The sequence below is a fragment of the Streptosporangium becharense genome (assembly GCF_014204985.1).
In the GTDB taxonomy this organism is placed as follows: domain Bacteria; phylum Actinomycetota; class Actinomycetes; order Streptosporangiales; family Streptosporangiaceae; genus Streptosporangium; species Streptosporangium becharense.
In genome coordinates, this window is the sequence record NZ_JACHMP010000001.1 from 6046197 (window position 1) to 6066294 (window position 20098).

General features: G+C 72.0%; 15 protein-coding genes. 6 read left to right on the plus strand and 9 right to left on the minus strand.

Features of this window, described 5'->3' with window-relative positions:
- Positions 1-3: 3 nt before the first annotated feature.
- Both F4562_RS26575 and F4562_RS26580 read right to left on the minus strand, forming a co-directional pair.
- The gene (locus F4562_RS26575) at positions 4-3288 is read right to left on the minus strand and encodes an ATP-binding protein (protein WP_184544598.1); all 3285 of its coding nucleotides are present in this window, start codon (positions 3286-3288) and stop codon (positions 4-6) included.
- A gap of 231 nt (positions 3289-3519) precedes the next feature.
- Positions 3520-5253 carry an ABC transporter ATP-binding protein gene (locus tag F4562_RS26580; RefSeq protein ID WP_184544600.1) on the minus strand — a complete coding sequence of 578 codons (1734 nt, stop codon included), beginning with the start codon at positions 5251-5253 and terminating at the stop codon, positions 3520-3522.
- 97 nt (positions 5254-5350) lie between these two features.
- Here F4562_RS26580 and F4562_RS26585 point away from each other — a divergent pair, with 97 nt between their 5' ends.
- Positions 5351-5917 carry a MarR family winged helix-turn-helix transcriptional regulator gene (locus tag F4562_RS26585; protein ID WP_311734138.1) on the plus strand — a complete coding sequence of 189 codons (567 nt, stop codon included), beginning with the start codon at positions 5351-5353 and terminating at the stop codon, positions 5915-5917.
- Between the two features lie 132 nt (positions 5918-6049).
- Here F4562_RS26585 and F4562_RS26590 read toward each other — a convergent pair whose 3' ends face one another.
- Positions 6050-7096 (minus strand): amidohydrolase family protein, encoded by a 1047-nt coding sequence (locus F4562_RS26590; protein ID WP_184544602.1) that lies wholly within the window; start codon positions 7094-7096, stop codon positions 6050-6052.
- 553 nt (positions 7097-7649) lie between these two features.
- On the opposite strand from F4562_RS26590, the gene F4562_RS26595 reads away from it, so the two are divergent.
- The gene (locus F4562_RS26595) at positions 7650-7814 is read left to right on the plus strand and encodes a hypothetical protein (RefSeq protein ID WP_184544604.1); all 165 of its coding nucleotides are present in this window, start codon (positions 7650-7652) and stop codon (positions 7812-7814) included.
- A gap of 14 nt (positions 7815-7828) precedes the next feature.
- Here F4562_RS26595 and F4562_RS26600 read toward each other — a convergent pair whose 3' ends face one another.
- Positions 7829-8704 (minus strand): hypothetical protein, encoded by an 876-nt coding sequence (locus F4562_RS26600; protein ID WP_184544608.1) that lies wholly within the window; start codon positions 8702-8704, stop codon positions 7829-7831.
- 159 nt (positions 8705-8863) lie between these two features.
- Between F4562_RS26600 and F4562_RS26605 the strand changes: the two genes are divergently transcribed.
- A complete protein-coding gene (locus F4562_RS26605; protein WP_184544610.1) occupies positions 8864-9661 on the plus strand; it encodes a tyrosine-protein phosphatase in 798 nt (265 codons plus the stop codon).
- 222 nt (positions 9662-9883) lie between these two features.
- On the opposite strand, the gene F4562_RS26610 is transcribed toward F4562_RS26605, so the two are convergent.
- Both F4562_RS26610 and F4562_RS26615 read right to left on the minus strand, forming a co-directional pair.
- Positions 9884-10921: a Gfo/Idh/MocA family oxidoreductase gene (locus F4562_RS26610; protein ID WP_184544612.1), complete on the minus strand. Its 1038-nt coding sequence runs from the start codon at positions 10919-10921 to the stop codon at positions 9884-9886.
- A complete protein-coding gene (locus F4562_RS26615; protein WP_184544614.1) occupies positions 10914-11822 on the minus strand; it encodes a proteasome assembly chaperone family protein in 909 nt (302 codons plus the stop codon). The genes F4562_RS26610 and F4562_RS26615 overlap by 8 nt, the downstream gene beginning before the upstream one ends.
- 102 nt (positions 11823-11924) lie before the next feature.
- On the opposite strand from F4562_RS26615, the gene F4562_RS26620 reads away from it, so the two are divergent.
- Together F4562_RS26620 and F4562_RS26625 are read left to right on the plus strand one after the other, a co-directional pair.
- A complete protein-coding gene (locus F4562_RS26620) occupies positions 11925-12317 on the plus strand; it encodes an ankyrin repeat domain-containing protein (protein ID WP_184544616.1) in 393 nt (130 codons plus the stop codon).
- Between the two features lie 157 nt (positions 12318-12474).
- Positions 12475-13383 carry a 4-epi-cubebol synthase gene (locus F4562_RS26625; protein ID WP_184544618.1) on the plus strand — a complete coding sequence of 303 codons (909 nt, stop codon included), beginning with the start codon at positions 12475-12477 and terminating at the stop codon, positions 13381-13383.
- 96 nt (positions 13384-13479) lie between these two features.
- Here the strand turns inward: F4562_RS26625 and F4562_RS26630 are convergent, their stop codons facing one another.
- A complete protein-coding gene (locus tag F4562_RS26630; RefSeq protein WP_184544620.1) occupies positions 13480-15594 on the minus strand; it encodes an ATP-binding protein in 2115 nt (704 codons plus the stop codon).
- 295 nt (positions 15595-15889) lie between these two features.
- Here F4562_RS26630 and F4562_RS26635 point away from each other — a divergent pair, with 295 nt between their 5' ends.
- Positions 15890-16057, plus strand: a complete 168-nt coding sequence (locus tag F4562_RS26635; protein ID WP_184544621.1) for a hypothetical protein — start codon at positions 15890-15892, stop codon at positions 16055-16057.
- 98 nt (positions 16058-16155) lie between these two features.
- Here the strand turns inward: F4562_RS26635 and F4562_RS26640 are convergent, their stop codons facing one another.
- Together F4562_RS26640 and F4562_RS26645 are read right to left on the minus strand one after the other, a co-directional pair.
- A complete protein-coding gene (locus F4562_RS26640) occupies positions 16156-17193 on the minus strand; it encodes an ABC transporter permease (RefSeq protein ID WP_311734139.1) in 1038 nt (345 codons plus the stop codon).
- Positions 17190-19958, minus strand: coding sequence for a CocE/NonD family hydrolase (locus F4562_RS26645; RefSeq protein ID WP_184544623.1), 2769 nt, complete (start codon positions 19956-19958; stop codon positions 17190-17192). Before F4562_RS26645 ends, F4562_RS26640 begins: the two co-directional genes overlap by 4 nt.
- Positions 19959-20098 lie beyond the last annotated feature (140 nt).

Sequence of the window (20098 nt, forward strand, 5' to 3'; positions counted from 1 at the left end):
CCGTCAGCGCACGTGACCCGGCTCCCGCAGGGGAGTGCTCCACCAGGTCGGTGAGATGAACCCGGCCGCCGTCATCGCCCGTTCCCGCCAGGCCGGCAGGCCGGTCCGGCTCGTCTGGCGCACCAGCGCCACGAGATGCCGGGTGGCGGTTCCGTGATCACCGAGGGCGGAGGCGAGCAGCGCCAGGAACCAGTCCACCGGCCCTATCGGGGCTATCGCGGAGCCCACCGAAATCTTGCCGCTGTGCGGCAGCAGCGCCGAGTAGCTCACCTGGCAGGCCGGCACGTCGCCGAGAGCCGCCTGGGCCGCCCCCTGCAGGCAGGTCATGGTCAGCCAGGACCAGTCACGGGGCGGGGACGGCCAGCCGCTCTCGGCCAGCTTCCACGCTTCCGCGGTACGCCCCTGCGCGCACAGTTGCAGGATCCGGGCGTCGTGGTCCATGGTGCGGTGGATGCCGGTGATCGAGTCGATCAACGGGCCGGTGTCGGCCATGGAGCCCCGCTGGTAGTGCAGGAGGATCCGCCCGGTGGCCACCACCGCGCCCGCGTACCACATGCCGATTCCCCCGGCCCGCTGCTCGGCCTCGCCGTAGAGGGCCTCGGCGTCGTCGAAGCGACCGGCCAGGGCCAGCCGACCGGCGCGCCACATGGTGTGCTGGAAGTACGGCCAGGGCAGGGGGAGCCGCTCCAGTATGGCGTCGCAGCAGGCGGCGGCCTCGTCCGCCCCGGCCACGTCGGACAGTTCCAGCCTGTGGTGGGTGAACAGCATCTGCGCGAGCAGTTCGAATCCCGGCGTCCGGGTGCGCGACGCCAGGTCGAGCAGTTCGGTGGCGATCTCCAGCAGTTCCCGGGAGTGGGTCGACTGGGGCAGCGACAACTGCCGGGCACTGAGCGTCTGCATCAGCAGGTGCGGGTCGCCGAGCCGGCGGGCCGTCTCCACGGCCGCGGCCGACAGGGAGTCACAGCGCGGGTTCTCGGTCCCGTCGTACAGCTCCTGTGCCAGCCCGCCCAGCAACCGCGCGCGTTCGGTGCTGTCACCCGGGGGCAGGGAGGCCAGCGCGACCTCGAACCGGTGCACCAGGCGCAGCTCCACCTCCTCGTAGGGATTGCGCAGCGTCCAGACGGACGGGGCGTCCAGCGCGGTCAGCGCGCGGGCGACCAGCGCGGGGCCGCCACGTTCCGCGGCGCGGTCGGCGACGCGTATGGCCTGTGCCCGCGCCTTCCTGGCGCCGAGCGCGTCCCCCGCCTCCAGTAGCGCGCGGACCTGCCGCAGCAGGAGCTCGACGTGATCGACCGGATCGCTGGAGCAGGCGCCGTGGGCCTCCACCGCCCGGCCCCACCACAGGGCCGCCTCCTCGTAGGCCAGGCGCAGGGACGCCTGCTCGGCCGCGGCGCGGGACCATCGGGCCGCCTCGTCGTACGCCGTCGGACCGGCCTCGACCGCGTGGTGGGCGATGACGCTCACGTCCACCCCCGGGCGGGTCGCGAGGACGGCCATCACCTCCCGGTGGATCTTCGCTCTGCGCAGCGGGGGGATGCCGTCCAGGAGGGTCTCCCGCACCAGGTCGTGGACGAAGGCCATGGGGCTGGCGTGGGGGACCAGCAGCCCGGCCCGGGTGGCCTGGTCCAGCGAGTCGTACGCCTCCGCCCGGCACACCCGGGAGACGACGTCGGGATCGAACTCCCTGCCGATCACCGCGGCGACCGCGAGCACGTCACCGGCCCGCGTGCCGAGCGTGGCGAGCCGGCGCCGGATCAGATCCGCGACCGCACCCGGAACCGCGTTCAGCGTGCCTCCCTGGGCGAGCATCCGCACCGTCTCCCGGACGAACAGGGGGTTGCCCCCGGTACGCCGGGTCACCCGGCGAGCGGTGCACTCGTCCATCTCGACGCCCATCTCCTTGGAGATGATCTGTATGGAACCGGGTTCGAGGCCGGTGAGGCGGAGGTGGAACAGGTCGTATCGGGCGAGGCGTCCCAGCACGTCCTCAAGGGGTAAGCGGTCGGCGCCGTCGCGGAAGGCGGTGACCAGCGTGATGGGGGTGGGGCCCGCCGAGTCCTCGATGAGCGCGACCACGTCGCCGAGCAACCTGAGCGAGGCGATGTCGGCCCAGTGCAGGTCGTCCAGGGTGATCACCACGGGCTGGCTCAGTGCGGCGGCCGTCAGCCAGTCGGCGATGGCCTTGTGACGGCGGAGCCGCGCCGCCTCGGTGGTCCCGGCGGGTGGCTCGTCGTCCAGGAGCCCGGCCAGGGCCTGGCGGTCCGGCGGGGGACAGATCCGGGCGAGCGATCGCAGGATCTGCAGCCACGGCCACAGCGGCGGGGTGCCCTCGGCCTCGGGACAGCGGCCCCAGAGCACCAGGTGACCGGAGTCGGCGCAGTCCCGGCGGAACGTCTCGAGCAGCCACGTCTTGCCGATGCCAGGCTCCCCGCCCACCGCGACGGTGGTCAGGTCCCCTCGCTTCAGTAACGTCCTCAGCTCCGCGAGCTGTCGTTCCCGGCCGTGCGGGAGCCGCCGGCGGGGGGAGGAGGCGACCGGGACGGGAAGGACGGGGACGGGCGGCACGAGCATGAGCGATTCGGCCTGCCGGAGGATGGCGTCCTCCAGCGTCCGTAGTTCGGGGCCGGGATCCAGGCCCAGCTGGTCGGCGAACAGGTCTCTGGCCCGGCGCAGCATGGCCAGCGCGTCGGCCTGCCGCCCGGTTCGGTAGAGGGACAGCGCCAGCAGGCACCACAGCCGCTCACGCAGCGGGTTGGCGGATGTCTCGGCCTCCAGGTCGGCGATCGCGGCGTGCGGGCGGCCGAGGTCCAGCTGCGCCTGGGCCCGCCGTTCGACCGCGGTGAGCCGCAGCTCGCAGAGGCGGTTGACCTCGGAGGACGCCCACAGCTCCCCGGAGAACTCGCCGTACGGCACCCCGCGCCAGAGCCGCAGCGCCTCCTCCAGGTCCGTGAACGCCTCCTCGGGCGGCCGGAACTCCGACCGGTCGACCAGTTCGGCGAACCGGATCGCGTCGACGTCCGTGGTGGCGAGCAGGTAGCCGGGCGGCCGTCCGATGAGCAGCCGCGGAAGGGTACGCGGGGGGCGTCCCGGTTCGACGGCCCGGCGCAGGTTGGACACGTATGCCTGGAGCGTGCCCACCACGCTCGGCGGAGGGGCGTCGCCGTACAGGTCTTCGATCAGTGTGTCGGTGGAGACGACCGCTCCGCGCGCGACCAGCAGCCGCGCCAGCACCGCGCGCTGGCGTGGGCCGCCGAGCCCGACGGGAACCCCGTCGTCATAGGCGCCCACACAACCGAGAACCCGGAAATCCATCCCCACCGCCCATGCTCGGCACAGCAGGTGCGGACCACTGTGAAAGGAACGATCTTCATAGAGAAGAACATCACCTCTGTGGACGGCGCAAGCGGTTCCGGTGTTCCGTATGGGAATTTAAGGACTTTGTTAGATCTGCGGTGAGGGGTACGCCCGAGGCCCGTCCGGGAGGGCGACCGCCGTCACCTGGGCCCGCGCGGGTCGTCGTCAGGCGGAGGCGAGGGACCGGTCGCGGTCGACGAGGGCGGTGTAACGGCCGCCGGCGGCGAGGAGTTCCTCGTGGGTGCCGCGTTCGGCGACGCGGCCGCGGTCGAGCACCGCGATCTGGTCGGCCTCGCGGATCGTCGAAAGCCGATGGGCGATCATGATGGTGGTCCGGCCGCGCGACAGCGTGTCCAGGGCCTCCTGGACGGCGCGTTCGGTCCGGGTGTCGAGGGCGCTGGTGGCCTCGTCGAGGATCAGTACGGGAGGGTTGCGCAGCAGCGTCCTGGCGATGGCGAGGCGCTGCTTCTCGCCGCCGGAGAAGCGGTAGCCGCGTTCGCCCACCACGGTGTCGTAGCCGTCGGGCAGCGACATGACGTGGTCGTGGATCCGGGCGGCCCGCGCGGCCCCGGCGATCTCCTCGTCGGTGGCGGAGGGTTTGGCGAAGCGCAGGTTGTCGGCGATCGACGCGTGGAACAGGTAGGTCTCCTGGGAGACCACGCCGACCGTCTCGGCGAGGGTCTCGAAGGTCAGTTCGCGCACGTCCACGCCGTCAATGGTGATCCTGCCGCCGGTCACGTCGTACAGGCGGGGCAGCAGGTAGCTCAGGGTGGTCTTGCCCGAGCCGGTCTCGCCGACCAGGGCCAGCGTCGTGCCGGCCGGGACGGTCAGGTCGACGTCCGACAGGGCAGGCGTGTCGCCGTAGGAGAAGTGGACGTGCTCGAAGCGGATCTCGCCCCGCACGCGCGCCAGCGTCCGGGGGCCGGGGTGGATGTCCACGGGCAGGTCCAGGTACTCGAAGATCCTGGCGAACAGGGCCAGTGAGCTCTGCACCTCGACGCCGAGCCGCAGCAGCGACACGGCGGGGCGGAACAGGGTCGCCTGCAACGTGGTGAAGGCGACGACGGTGCCGATGGAGACGACCGGGGCCAGCCCGATGGTCCAGTAGATCATCGCGGGCATGGCCGCCATGATGATCTGGATGGTCGACTGCCGCCAGCGTCCGGCCATCCCGGCGCGTACCTCCAGACCGGCGAGTTCCTCCGAGGCCGTGGCGAACCGCCCGGCCAGTTCCGGGCCGCGGCCCATCGTCCGGCCGAGCAGGATGCCGCTGATCGAGAGCGACTCCTGGACCGTCGCCGACATGGCGGCCAGCTTCCGCTGCCGCTCAGAGGTGATCCTCCGGCGCTCCCGGCCGACCTTGCGGCTGATCCCGACGAAGAGGGGGAGCAGCAGCAGTGACACGACCGTCAGCCGCCAGTCGAGCACGAGCATCGCCACGACGGTCGCCACCACGGTCGTCAGGTTCGAGACGATCGACGCGGCGGTGGAGGTGACCACCTGCTGCATGCCGCCGATGTCGCCGGCGATGCGCGACTGCACCTCGCCGGTCCGGGTGCGGGTGAAGAACGCCAGGGACATGCGCTGCAGGTGACCGTAGACGGCGGTGCGCAGGTCGTGCATGACGCGCTGGCCGACCTCGGCGGAGATCATCGTCTGGACGACGTCGAGCACGCTCGTGGTGACGGCGACCGCGACCATGCCGAGGGCCAGCAGCGTCAGCAGGCCGGTCCTGCCGTTGGGGATGGCGTCGTCGAGGACCTCGCGGAGCATGAACGGGGAGGCCAGCGAGATGAGGGAGGACAGCCCGATGAGGCCGCCCACGATGGCCAGTCGGCCCCGGTAGGGGCGGAACAGGCCGACGACGCGCCGCAGGGGCGCCCGGGGTTCGTCGTTCATATGCGGGTTTTCGTGTCGTACGGTGCTTCCGGTTTGGTTCGTCACGGAGCTCCTCTCTGATGTTCTCTCAAACGGAGGTTACCTCTCATTCATTCCGGTGGGCACCGAGGTTCGGTGGGTACTGGGCTGCGGTGGGCACCGGGGTTCGGTGGGCATCGGGGTCTGGTGGGCACTGGGCTGCGGTGGGCACTGGGATAGGTTCGGCGCTGTGGAGAAGGAACTGGCCGAGCTGGTGCACGGCGTCGGCCACCGACTGCGGCGCGGGTACGCGGACCGGCTCGGCCCGCTCGGCCTGAGCCCGGGCCAGGCGCGGGCGCTCCGGGCGATCGTCGACGCCGATCCGCCGCTCAGGATGGTGCAGCTCGCCGAGCGGCTGAGGATCGTGCCGCGCTCGGTGACCCCGGTGATCGACGCGCTGGAGGAGGCCGGCCTGGTCCGCCGTGAGGTCGACCCGGCCAATCGCCGTTCCACCCTGCTCGTGGTGACCCCCGAGGGGCTGGAGCGCTACGCGCGGGTGCGTGAGGCTCGGGGTCAGGTCGCCGAGGAGCTGTTCTCCGTGCTCACCGCGGGGCAGCGGGACAGGCTCAGGGAACTGCTGGAGCTGGTGGACGCCCAGCCGGCGCCACCTCCCCGGTCACCGGCCCGGCCGGGCGGGCCGCTCTGAGCGCTGGTCCGCTCTGAATGTGGACTTGCGCTGAATGTGAACCTGCTCTGAGCGCTGGCCCGCTCTGAATGTGAACCTGCTCTGGACGTGGGCCCGCTCTGGACGTGGGTCCGTTTCCGGTCGCCGGGGGTGTCAGGCCGGGAGCCTGGTGTCGGCGTCCCGGGCGTCGCCGAGGCGCCAGCGGAGGCGGCCGCCCACGATCGTCGCCGTGCAACGTCCCGGGCCGTCGCGGAGCAGAGCGCTGTAGGCGGTCGACCGGTCGGCCTCCACGGCGAACACCGCGAAGTCGGCGCGACTGCCGGGGCCCAGGCAGCCCAGCCGGCCGGGTCCTTCGGCCATGCCCAGGGCCCGGGCGCCGCCCAGCGTCACGGCCTCGACCAGGAGCCGGTCGAGCTCCGGGTCGCGGGCGAGCGCGCGGGCCGCCGCCAGCGGGTCGCCGCCCGTGCGGGTTCCCACGGCGATGGCGTTCTCCCCGTCGAGCAGCCCCTCGGCGGCGAACGGCGAGGAGATCGCGATCACCGTGCCGCGGAGCCGCAGGAGCTTGCGGTCCGCCTCGTCGAGCGGGCTGGAGACGGCGATGTGACAGCCGGGGCCGAGCACTCCCGCCTCGTCCAGGAACGTGACGGGGTGGCGGCCGGGCTCCACGTGGAGCCGGAGGCCGAACGTCATGGACAGGACGGCCAGATCCTCCATGACGGCGGGGTCGGGGGAGTGCGCGGCGATGCCGACGGCCCCGGGGTGGTCCACCTCGCGGATCGCGGTGATCAGCCGGTCGCGTCCCTCGTCCTCCCAGCGTCTCTCGCTCTCGCACCGGGTCTCCAGGTAGGTCACGCCACCCAGGCCGGTCTCCCCGAACGCGGAAGCGGTCTCCAGGTCACCGGCGACGCCGCCCACCGCGGTGACGCCGTGGGTGAACGGCGCGGTGGTGCCCTCGCCGAGCCGGAGATGCGCGTCGACCAGGCCGGGCACGATCACACCCGGCCACTCGACCGCCTCGACGCGGCCGTGGGCCGCCTCGATCGCGCGGCGCGGGCCGACCGCGAGCACCCGGTCGCCCTGGACGACGACGGCGCCGTCTTCCACGGGAGGGCCGTCCACGGGCAGGACCAGTGGCGCGGTGTGGATGAAGACCGCTGCCCGGTTGCGCGTGCCGATGGTCCGACCGGCGCGCGTGGACATGGGCACTCCTATGGGTTCGTTCCCTTTGGGGAGATTAAAGGCAGGGGCCGCTCTATCACAAACGTATCTCTGGTGAACGTCCGCCTCACTTCCCCCGGACGAGTGGCGGATATCCGTTAAACGATCTATAGCTCCGTTTAAACCTGAGCGTCCATATATCTTACTGAAAGTATCCTTTGCAGGGGTATTGCCGGTTCTCTCCCACCCCCGCCCCATCTCCCGCGGCACACCGGCACACCGGCAGCCCGGCCGTCGGTGACCGGTCGATCGGACCGGGAGCGGACGCGGTGGGCGGCCCGGCATCTGGCTGAACGAATCTTGAGAGAACGCGTCAGCCGGGCGGAGGCCGCGACGCGCCATGCTCTTCTCCGAGAGGCGTGGACGGCCGGGCCGTCGAACGCGCCTGACCGCCGGCTCCGACGGCCTGGTCCGCGTCTTCGTCCGCGAGCCGACCCCGTCCGGTTCCGGCGATGACCACCGGAGGGCGGCCGTCGAGCGGGTCCTGTCCGGTTGCCGCCGCCGTCACCGCGTTCAAGGCCGAGGGCGACCGCTGGTGGATGGCCAGGAGCCTGCGCTATCCGGAGAGACGCGCCTGGAGGCGGGTGACCTGCGAGCCGCGGTCTCCGTGCTCCGGCAGGTGCGGGACATCTCCCGCAGCCTGGGCAACCGGGCGGGGATGGGTCGCGCGCTCGAACTGCCGCGCCACGCGCAGGAGTGAGCCGCGCCGCCCGGTCAGAGGTCGGTGGCGGTCAGCAGGTGCCGGGCGGCGCCGCGGGCCTCGTCGATGCTCTGCTCGAACAGTCTCCTGACCTGCTGGGCGTGCTCGCCCAGCCGAGCGAGATCCGGTACGGTCAGCGCGTCCTCGGCGGTCTCGACGATCAACGCCTCGTACTGCGGGGTCTGCTCCGCCAGCGCCTGCAACTGCCCGTACGCGCGGTAGACGCCGTCGGCCTTGAGCACCTGCCTGGCGTACTCCTCCATGGCTTCGACCCGCCTGGTCAGTGAGAGCTCGGCGACCTTCAGCGCCCCGGTGTACGGGGCGAAGGCGTCCGCCACCTCACTGGGCGGCCGGTCCGGCACGATCCGGCGGTACTCGGCCCTCATCTCGGACAGCCGGACCAGCTTGCGGCCGAGCTGCCATGTCTGGGCAGGGAGCGTCACCGCGTTGTCGATCGAGTCGAGCAGGTGCGCTCGGTTGACGGCGGAGCCGAGCACCGTCTCGGCCGCGTCCTGCGCGCGGCGGAGCAGCGCGCCGCACTCGGCGTCGAGATCCTCGGGCAGGATGAACCGGTCGGTGTGCTCCATGGCCGTCAGGATCCGGCGCCGTTCCCGCCGGCCCTCCGGGTCGGAGATCATCCGGTGCAGGCCGTTGACCAGGATGACCAGCACCACGGCGGAGACCAGCCCGACCGAGCCGGTGAGCGCCGCGACGAGCATCAGGAGTGCGGCGGTGAAGAACAGCGTGCCGGGCCCGGGGCGCCGGGCCGGGGGCATCTCGCCGAGCCGGGCTGCGCGCAGGGCCTGCGGGCCGGCCCCCAGGGCCGAGGAGACCGGGTCGGGCAGCGACGGGTCGATCAGCAGATGCGGGTGACGTCTCCTCGGATCCACGCGGCCTCCTCGTGACGCGGCACAGGCAGGTCCTTCCACTCTCTCCCACAAAGGGAGGTATGGCCATTCTTCGTGTCTGATGTCGGAACGTTCGTCGTTACGGATATCGGCGCCGCCCGTTAACCGAACACTCGCAAACCGACGTATAGGCTGGTGCCGATGAACGACTTCACGCGTTGGATCGATCTTGAAGGCGCCGTCAACGTGCGCGACCTCGGCGGGCTCGCCACGGTGGACGGGGGGACCACACGCTTCGGCCGGGTCTACCGGTCGGACAACCTGCAGGGGCTGACCGGCCGCGATGTCGAGCTGCTCGTCGGTGAGCGCAAGCTCCGTCACGTCGTCGACCTGCGCTCCGGCCCGGAGGTGCACCTGGAGGGCCCGGGGCCGCTCACCGCCCTGCCCGAAGTGAGCATCCACCACCTCACGCTGTTCGCCGAGGGCGGCAGGCACACCGATGTGGAAGCCGACACCATCGACGGCGACAAGGTGCTGCCCTGGACCAGGCGCGACGAGGACGACCTCGCCGAGCTCCGGGTGACCGGCTTCTACTACGGCTACCTCCGCGAACGCCCCGACTCGGTGCTGGCCGCCCTGCGCACCATGGCCCGCGACGACGGCGCGGCCATCGTGCACTGCGCGGCGGGCAAGGACCGCACCGGCGTCGTCTGCGCACTGGCCCTGGAAGTCGCCGGGGCGACCCGCGAAGCCATCGTCGCCGACTACGTCGCCACCGGCGACCGCCTGGAGGACATCCTGGCGCGGCTGCGCGCCAGCGACACCTACCGTGACGACCTCGACTCCCGCCCGGCCGACGAGCACCGCCCCCGGGCCGAGTACATCCAGCACTTCTTGAGCATCCTCGACGACCGCTTCGGCGGCCCGCTGGCCTGGCTCGGCGCGCACGGCTGGACCGAGGCCGACTCGGAGGCGCTCCGCTCTCGTCTGCGCGACTGACGGCGACACCGTAACGGCACAGCGGCGACACCATGAGGGCACCGTAACGGCACCGTAACGGCACCGTGGCCGAGCGCCTCCGGCACCCACCGGAGGCGCCCCGTGTCCCGCCCGGGAACACGCGGGAAACCGCAGCGGCGCCGCACGGGGCGGGCCGGATCCCCGCCTCCGGGCGGACCTCCGGTCCTGTACCGGATCTCCTGCCCCGGGCCGGGGAACGCGTCAGAGGGTGACGACCCGGCGCTCGGCGGCCGACAGCCGGGCGGCCTCCAGCACGGTGAGCGCCTCGACGACCTGCTCGGGATCGACCGGCGGCGGGGCACCCCGCAGGAGACAGTCCGCGACGTCGCGGTAGAAACGCGCGTAGTCGCCGTGCTCGGTGGGGACGGCACGCCGATCGTCACCGGCGCCGAGCGTGCCCCACCGCTCCGGCGGCTCCTCCCCGAAACCGGGCGAGCCCGGGGTCAGGCCGGCGCGGAGCTGCTCCTCCTGGATGTCCAGGCCGTGCTTGACGTACCCCGCCCGCGAGCCGAGCACCCGGAAGCGGGGCCCGAGCCGGGCCGCGACCGCGCTGACCCACAGGTGCGAGCGGGCCCCGCCCGCGTGCGAGAGCGCGATGAAGGTGTCGTCGTCGGAGGTCACACCGGACCGGCGCACGTTGGACTCGGCGTAGACCTCCGAGACCGGGCCGAGCAGACGCACGGCCTGGTCCACCAGGTGGCTGCCGAGGTCGTAGAGCAGACCGGCGACCTCGTCGGCGCCGCCCACCTCCCGCCAGCCGCCCTTGGGCACGGGCCGCCAGCGCTCGAAGCGTGACTCCAGCCGGGTGACCTCACCGAGCTCTCCGGCGGCGACCAGCCGCCGGATGGTCAGGAAGTCGCCGTCCCAGCGGCGGTTCTGGAAGACGGTCAGCATCAGCCCGCGCTCGCGTGCCAGGCGGGCCAGGCCGCCGGCCTCCCCGGCGGTCGCGGCCAGTGGCTTGTCCACCACCACCGGCAGGCCCGCCTCCAGGGCGGCCTCGGCCAGCGGGACGTGCGTGCGGTTGGGGGAGGCCACCACGACCAGGTCGGTGGAGCCGAACAGGTCGGAGGCGTCGCCGACCGCCCGCGCGCCGTACCTCCCGCTCACCTCGGCGGCCCGCCCGGGATCGCGGGTGACCACCGCGGACAGTCGCAGCCCGGGGGTCGCCGCGATCAGCGGGGCGTGGAAGAACGCCCCGGCCACGCCGTACCCGACGAGACCGACGCGCAGGTCAGTCACCGCGCCGCTCGTCGCGCTCGGCGAGGAACGCCTCGAACTGGGCGGCGAGCTCCTCACCGGTGGGCATCTCCGCGGTCTCGGCGATGAGGCTCTCGCGCGCGGCCCCGGCGGCGAACGCGTCGTACTGCTGCTCCAGGCCGGTGATGGCGGTGGACAGCTCCTGGGAGGCCGCGATCTGCTCGGCGATCTCGGCGTCGGTCTTCTCCGCGGCGTCGCGCAGGCCGTCGAGTGGGAAGACCAGGCCGGTGCCCTTGGTGACGGCCTCCAGCGCGGTCACCGCGGCGGCCGGATACTCGGCCTGGGCGAGGTAATGGGGGACGTGCACGGCGTAGCCGAGGGCGTCGTGCCCCTGCGCGCCGAGCCGGAACTCGATCAGCGAGGCCACGCTGCCCGGCACCTGGACCCGGCCGAAGGCACTGGTCTGGCCGGCGACGAGCTCGGGACGGGTGGCGTGCCCGGTGACACCTAGCGGGCGGGTGTGCGGCACGGCCATCGGGATGCCGTGCGTGGTCACCAGCTTGCCGACACCGAGCCGGGTGACCAGCGCGCCGACGGCCGCGGTGAACAGCTCCCACTCGCGGTCGGGCTCGGGGCCGCTCAGCAGCAGGAACGGCGTGCCCGTGGTGTCGTGGGCGAGGCGCAGGTCGATCCGGGGGCTCTCCACCTCCACCCACCGGTCGGTGTCGAAGGTCATGATGGGACGCCGGGACCGGTAGTCGAGCAGGCGGTCCACGTCGAAGGTCGCGACGACCCGGTGCTCCAGCTCGTCGAGCAGGTGGGCGATGGCGAGCCGACCGGCCGCGCCCGCGTCCACGAACCCGTCGAAGTGGTAGAGCAGCACCGGATCGGTCAGCTCGGGGACGTCTCCGTCGAGCCGGTAGAGATCCGTCGGGTCGAACACCGTGTTCCAGCCTTTCGTCGGTCGTCTCTTCAGCTCCAACCCGTGGGGCGTCCGCTGAATTCCGCCTACCCTCGGCGATCACAGGCACCCTATCGGGGCAGAATGGCTCACATGCAGCCTGACCCTGAGCTTGAGGAGTTCGCAACCCGGCTGTTCGACCTGGCCAGGTCCGGGGAGACGGCGCGGCTGCGCGCCTACGTCGAGGCCGGGGTCCCGGCCGACCTCAGCAATGACAAGGGGGACACGCTGCTGATGCTCGCCGCCTACCACGGCCACGCCGAGACGGTCCGGGTGCTGGCCGCGCTGGGCGCCGATCCGGGCCGGGCCAACGACCGCGGCCAGACACCGCTGGCGGGTGCGGTCTTCAAGAAGGAACCCGAGGTGATCCGGGCACTGCTCGACGCCGGCGCCGACCCCGACCTGGGCAGTCCCTCGGCGACCGAGACGGCCCGGATGTTCGGTCAGGAGGAGTACCTGAGGTGGTTCGGGCACTGAAGCGGGCGGTCCGTATCCGGTTGTTTACTGATGTATAGGAAAACCATGCCTCATGGGCCATTCTTGGGGGGTGGGAACTACTACTACCCGTAGGTTCGGCCTACCCCTTCGCCTTCCCCGGTTGTCCTGTCCGTTCCCGAGCGAGGTGAACCCGCATGTGGAAAGGGTCGACGCGGAAACCCTGGACTGGCTCGTCACCTCGGGGATCCCGCAGGACGCCGAGACGGTGGAGCGCTTCCGGACCGCGAAGTACGGCTGGTTGGGGGCCAGGACGTACCCCTATGCCGAGTACCACACGCTGCGCCTGGTGACCGACTGGTGCGTGTGGCTGTTCGCCTTCGACGACGCCTTCTGCGAGTCCGACCGGCGCGCCGCCGAGATCGCCCGCGCGCTGCCCCAGCTCATCGCCGCCCTCGACGACCTGGAGTTCGGCCAGGAGGTGGACGACGTCTTCGCCAGGTCGCTGCTGGACATCAAGGGCAGGATCATCGCGTACGGCGACGGCGACCGGCTCGACCGGTGGCGGGCCGTCACCAAGGACTACCTCTTCGCCCAGGTGTGGGAGGCGGCCAACCGCGACGACGAGGTGGTGCCGCCGCTGGACGACTACATCTTCATGCGGCGGCGCACCGGCGCCATGCTCACGGTCTTCGCGCTCATCGACGTCGCCACCGGCCTCCCCCTCACCCCCGCCGAGTGGCGCCATCCCGCGGTGCGGGCCGTCACCGAGAGCGCCAACGACGTCGTCGTCTGGGACAACGACCTGATCTCGTACGCCAAGGAGAGCGGCGAGGGCAACTCCCGCAACAACCTGGTGAGCGTGCTGGTCCGGCACCGGGGCTGCTCGCGGCAGGAGGCCATGGACATGATCGGTGAGATGCGCGACCGCGCCGTCGACGATATGGTCGCCTTCCGCCCCGCCCTGGAGGCGCTCGGCTCCGAGGCGGTGAACGCCTACCTGCGGGGCCTGGAGTCGTGGGTCAGCGGGAGCGTCGACTACTCACTGACCAGTTCCCGCTACACCGCGGCCTGGCAGGCGCACGAGCGCTCACCCGCCGAGCGGTGACCGGAGGACGGCCGCCCCGGGGTGACCCGGCGGTGACCCGGGTCGGCCGCCTCGCACGGTCCACAGTGCTGACCCGGGTCGGCCGCCTCGCACGGCTCACAGCCGGGGAGTCCGGTCCTCCTCCTGATCTCCCAGCGCGAGCTCGATCAGCTCGTCCAGGTCGAGTCTCCGGCCCCGGGCGAAGGCCTCCTCGTGGGCCTCGTCGCCGAGGATCCGCCGGCACTCCTTGACGCAGCGGTCGTGCTCGGAGTTGAAGAACGGGGAGTTCATCTGCGGCATGCCGAAGGTCCGCCAGTTGGCCTGGCCGCCGCCCATCAGCTGAGCCGCGAGCAGCGGCTGGCCCGACTCCAGCGCCTGCCTGGCCACCACCTCGATCGCCAGGCCGATGCCGAGCACGTCGTGGAAGTAACGCTTGATCCGTAACGACTCGCGGGCGTTCGACATGGCCTCGGCGGTGCGGCCCATCGCCTGGTGGACGCTGGCCAGCGCGTACATCGCGTACGAACGCAGCCACAGCTCGCCGCGCTGCGTGCAGACCGCGATGCAGTCGCGCAGCAGCACCTCGGCCTCGGCCGGGTCGTTCTGGATGAGCAACACCATGGACAGCTCGACGATCGAGGGCAGCAGGCCCGGATTGAGCTCGCGACCGCTCTTGTGGAACTCGATCGCCACACCCAGCAGCGCGCTGGCCTTCTGCAGGTCGTTCTGGAGGAACGCGGCGGTACCGAGCATCTTGGTGGCGAGGATGACCGCCCCGGAGTCGCCGACCCTGACCGCGTCCGAGCTGCACTTCTCGGCCGCCTCGATCACCCCGCCGATGTCGCCTTGCGCACTGTGCACGTAGGACAGCACCCACAGCGCCTTGCACCGCTCCGGGCTGGGCTGGGACGCCTGCTCCAGTGTCTTCTCCAGGTAGAGCCGGCCCTCGCGGGCCAGCCCGCAGGCCACCCACATGAACCACAGGGACGACAGCAGCCGCAGCCCCGCCTGCACCTCACCGGGGGTGCGCAGGCAGTAGTCGAGGGCGACGCGGATGTTGTCGTGCTCGTGGCGCATGCGGACGTACCAGTAGACCTGGCGGGCACCCGACCAGGCGTCCTCGCTCCGCTTGGCCAGCTGCAGGTAGTAGTCGCGGTGCTTGCGCCTGATCTGCTCGGTCTCGCCGAGCTTGCTCAGCCACTCCTCGCCGTACTGCCGCAGGGTGTCGATCAGCCGGTAGCGGTGCCCGGAGGGCGTGCCCTCGCTGAGGAGGATGGACTTCTCCACGAGACTGGAGATCAGATCCATGACGTCGGCCGCGGGCAGGCTGTCACCGGCGCAGACGTAGCGGGCGGCGTCGAGTTCGAAGTCGCCGGCGAAGACCGACAGCCGGGCCCACAGCAGCCGTTCGGCGGGCTCGCACAGCTCGTGACTCCACCCGATCGCGGCACGCAGGGTCTGGTGCCGGGGCAGCGCCGTGCGGCTGGCCCCCGCGAGCAGGCTGAACCGGTCGGCCAGCAGGCCGAGGATCTGCTCCACCGACAGCGCGCGCATCCGGACCGCGGCCAGCTCGATGGCCAGCGGGATGCCGTCGAGACGGCGGCACAGCTCGGCCACCGGGCCGATGTTGTGCTCGTCCAGCACGAAGTTGGGCACCACGGCGCTCGCCCGCGCGACGAAGAGCTGCACCGCCTCGTTGGTGAAGACGTTCTCTCCGGGGGAGTCACCCGGGACGGTCAGCGGCGGGATGGTGACCGTGTGCTCGCCCCTGGCGTTGAGCGACTGACGGCTGGTCGCCAGGATCGTCAGACCCCTGGCGGTGCTCAGCAGCTCGTCGAAGAGCATCGCGCAGGCGTCGACCAGATGCTCGCACGTGTCGATGATCAGCAGGAGCTCGCGGTCGCCCAGCCACTCGACCAGCGTCTCGTTCGCCGACCGGGAGGACTGGTCGGCGATGCCCAGCGCCGAGGTGATCGTGTGGCGGACCATCCCCGAATCCTGCAGGCGGGCCAGGTCGGCGAACCAGACGCCGTCCTTGAACTCGCCGCGCATCTGGTGCGCGATCCGCAGCGCGGTGCGCGACTTGCCGACGCCTCCGATGCCGGTCACCGTGACCAGCCGGTGCTCCTGAAGCCGGTGCCGGAGGGTCGTGAGCAACCGAGTCCGCCCGACGAAGCTGGTGAGCTCGTTGGGGAGATTGCCGTCTCGCCGCCATCCTGCTGGCGTTGTCATGGCGCCTCACGGGGGTAGCTGACACCTGCCTCCGGCATCGTACCCCCTGGGTCTACGGCTGTCCCCGGCCTCCGGACGCGCGAGGGCGGGCTCTTCGGCCGGCCTCCTTCCCCGGCGGCCCCCGGGAGCCCCGCCGGGGACCCGCCGGGAGAACCCGCCGGAGCTCTGCCGGAAGACCTGCCGGGCGGCCCCCGGGGAGCCTCATGGACGGCTCGCCGGGATCCGCGGGGACGGCTTCCCGGGCGGTCCTGCGAGGCGGGAAACGGTGTGCCGGCACGGTGGCTAGCATGGTCGCGTGACAGTTCATGAGCCCGACGATCTGCGTCCCGTCGACCTCACGGACGACGGCCCGCCGATCCTGCCCGACCAGACGGCCGACGACACCGACCTCGGATGGGGTGACTGGCGCCAGGCCGACGACGACGCCCGACTGCTGGAGGAGCGTCCTCCGCACTGGGGCTGACCCCGGCGTCTCCGCGGCGGCCGGGTCTCCCGGGGGCTTCTTCCTTCCGCGGGCGGACGACCCGAAGCCCGCGGAAGGAGGGAGCCCCCGGGAGACCGCTAGGAGACGACGTCCTTGCGGCGGAAGCGGCGGAAGGCGAAGGCGACCAGGATCGCCGAGTAGGTGATCGACACGGCGACCCCCTTGAGCATCCCGTCGTATTCGGGTTGCGGCGCCAGCGCGTCCAGCCACGCGGTGTTCCAGAACGTGGGAAGGAACTCCCGCAGCGAGCCGAGCGCCTCGACCGCTTGCAGGATGGTGCTGACGATGACCAGGCCGACCGCGCCGCCGACCGCCCCGAGCGGGGAGTCGGTGCCGACGGAGAGCAGGAAGGCCAGCGAGGCGACGACGAACTGACTGACCAGCGCGTACCCGATGACGACGGCGAACTGCGGCAGCACGTCGAAGGCGGGGATGATCTCACCGGTCCCCGGGACCCGGACGTCGTTCCAGCCGAAGGCGAGGGTCCCGGCCAGCAGCGCCATCAGCGGCAGGCAGATCACCGCCGCCGCCGAGTAGCCCATCGCGACGATCAGCTTCTGGCGCAGCAACCGGTCACGCGGGACCGGCGCGGCCAGCAGGTAACGCAGCGACGACCAGCTCGCCTCCCCGGCCACGGTGTCGCCGCAGAACAGCGCCACCGCGACGACCAGCAGGAAGTTCGCCGACACCGACAGTGCGAACGCCCCGAAGTTCAGCGCGCCTTCGGTCGCGAGGTCGGAGATGCGCAGGCTCGCGGCCTGCTGACCGGAGCCCGCGCCGAGCTTGAACGCGATCACCAGGATCCACGGCAGCGCGAGCAGCAGGCCGAACATCACCAGGGTGCGGCGCCGCTTGAACTGGCGGACCACCTCCACGCCGAGCGGGAGCGTCCGCCCCGGCGCGTACCCGCGCGCCGCGCCGTTCTCACCGGGGTCGTTGTCCCGGTCTCTGCGCTGCGCGGGATCGTCCTCACGGGTGTTCCTCCCGCCGGTCCCAGTGGTGTCGCCCGCCGGTGGGCCGGCCACCGCGGAGGCGGGGCCGGATCCGTTCGGTGAACCGCCGCCCGCCGTACCGCCGGAGAGGGCGGCCGGGTGGGAACCGTTGACGTCGCTCACGCCTTGTCTCCGATCAGGTCCAGGAAGACGTCCTCAAGCCGGGTGCTCGAGCCGCCCGCGGCGGCACCGCCCTCCAGCAGCTCGCTGACCGGGCCGGCCGTCACCAGGCGCCCGCGCCGCATGACCACCACGTGGCTGCAGGTCTGCTCCACCTCCGCCAGCAGGTGACTGGAGACGATGACCGTGCGGCCCCGCGCGGCGTAGCGGATCAGGACCTCGCGCATCTCGCGGATCTGCGGCGGGTCGAGACCGTTGGTGGGCTCGTCGAGGACCAGCAGGTCGGGCAGGCCGAGCATCGCCTGCGCGATGGCCAGCCGCTGGCGCATGCCCTGCGAGTACGTGCGGACGGCGCGTTCCAGCGCGTTCCCGAGCCCGGCGATCTCCAGGGCCTCGTCGAAGTGGGCGTCCCCGGCCGGCCGGCCGGTGGCCTTCCAGTACAGCTCGAGGTTGTCGCGGCCGTTGAGGTGCGGCAGGAAACCCGGCCCCTCGACGAACGAACCGAGCCTGGACAGCACCGGGGCACCGGGGACGACCCGGTGGCCGAAGATCCTGATCTCGCCGCCGTCGGGGTGGATCAGGCCCATCATCATGCGCAGGGTGGTGGTCTTGCCCGCCCCGTTGGGGCCGAGCAACCCCAGCACCTGGCCGTGCTCGACGGTGAACGACAGGTCGTCCACCGCCCGTTCCCCGTTGCGGTACGCCTTGGTCAGGCCGGAGATCCGCAGCGGCACCGACTCCAGGGCCGGGTCGTGCTCGTCGGCGGCGCGGCGACGCCCGGTCAGGGCGACCGCGATCGCGACCGCGATCGAGAGCAGCGGCAACGCCCAGGTCCACCACACAGGACCGGTGGAGGGCGTGCGCAGGGTCGTGTAGACGGGGACGGTCACGGCGGGCGAGGCCAGGCCGACCGTGTAGACGGCCGGGGCGGAGGGGGTGCTGTAGCCGAGGTCGGTGGTGGTGAACGCGACCCGCAGCCGGTGCCCGACGTCGAAGCGATGGTCGACGGCGGGCAGGGTCACGGTGGCCTCGCCGGTGCCGTCCGCGGAGAGGGCGATCCTGGCGGGGGCGACGAGCCCTTCGGGCAGGATCGGCGCCTGGGTGTCGCCCGCGACGTCGTAGAGCTTGGCGAACAGCGTCACCTCACCCGCCGCGCGGGAGGCGCCGTCGGTCTCCGTGTTCCCGGTGTCCGCAGTGTCCGTGGTGTTCCCGGTGTCCGCGTTGTCCGTGGTGTTCTCGCCGCTCCCGGCGTCCTTCTCCGTGGTCTCGATGTCGCCGGTGCTCTCCTTCTCCGTGGTCCCGGTGCCGGCCGCCTCCGCGGTCACCCGGACCTTCACCGTGGAGCTTCCGGTGACCTGGAGCGGAGCCGTCAGCGGGGCCGAGTCGAAGGCGGCGCTCTGCCCGGCCATGTCGACCGACAGATTCAGATTGGCGCCGAGACCGCCGAAACCGGGCACCGCGGAAATCGAGGAGGGGGAGCCGCCGGGCGGGTTGGCCACCGGCTGGTCAGGCCCGCTGAGCGGCACGGAGGTCCGGTCGGTGCCCGACAGGCCCGCGTAGGCCGGGGCGATGGCGTGCAGCTGGACGGGGCGGCGGGTGCCGGGGTCGCGTCCCCCGTCACGGGTGACGGTGAAGACTCCGGCCGGCTGGGCCGCGCCTGAGTCCTTCTTCAGGTGACGGTCGAACCAGCCGAGGGTCTTCTCGTGCAGCCAGTCGACCTCCCCGTTGCCGCCGTCGTGGCCGCCGTCGAACCAGGCGACCTCGACCGGGGCGCCGGTGGCGGCGATCGCGCGGGCGTTGGCGTCGGCGTGACCCAGCGGGAACAGCGAGTCGCGCTGCCCCTGGAGCAGCAACGTCGGAACCCTGATCTTCCCGGGGACCGAGATCGGACTGGACCTGCGCAGCGTCTCCACCGCAGCCGCGCTCGCCCGGCCTTCCTCGGCGACCTGCTGGTACATGTCACAGATCTCCGGCAGGAAACGACCGCAGCGGACCTCCTGCGGCGTGGGCGGGTTCACCGCGGGTCGCGCCGGGCTTTCCCCGTCGCCGGTGTCCCCTGCGTCCCCTGCGTCCCCGGTGTCCCGCGCGCTCCGCGCACCAAGCCCGGCCAGCGCGGACGCGTCCGGCGTGGGGCCGCCCCGGCTGAAGAACAGCCCGGCCCACATGCGCTTGAACACCCCGTTCTCCGGGCCTCGCCCGGTGGCGTCGGGGAACAGCGCGTCGGCCAGGTCGTACCAGGTGATCTGAGGGACGATCGCGTCGATCCGGGAGTCGTGGGCCGCCGACATCAGCGCGATGGCCCCTCCGTAGGAGCCGCCCGCCACGCCCACCCGCGGATCGCCGGCCGCGTCGAGCAGGACCTCGGGCCGCCGCGCCACCCAGTCGACCAGCTGCCGGACGTCCTTGACCTCGTAGTCGGGGGAGTTCAGCGCGATCTGCCCGGTGGAACGGCCGAAGCCGCGCGCCGACCAGGTCAGCACGGCGTATCCCTCACCGGCGAGGCGTACGGCCTCGGCCCTGACGCTCTGCTTGCTGCCGCCGAAGCCGTGCGCGAGCAGCACCGCCGGGGCCTTCCCACCACCGGCGGGCGGGAAGAAGCTCGTGTCCAGGGTGACCCGCTGGTCGTCCCGGGGCCCGTCGACCACTGTGATCATCTGGTTCTGGGCCCGTACCGCCGGCGTCGACGGCCACACCAGCCAGGCCGCGACGCCGACCACCAGCACGGCCACCACCGCGACCCAGGTGGCCCGCCCTCCCGCACGTCTCATGCCGAGAGCTTACTGACCGCAGCCAAAGCGCTCCTGAGACGCTTCTCAGGTCGCCGCCGCGGTGATCATCCAGGCAGGAGGGGGTGAGCCGGTCTTATCCATCAGGGATATCCCCGATTGCGGACCAAGGTAAAGGGCGG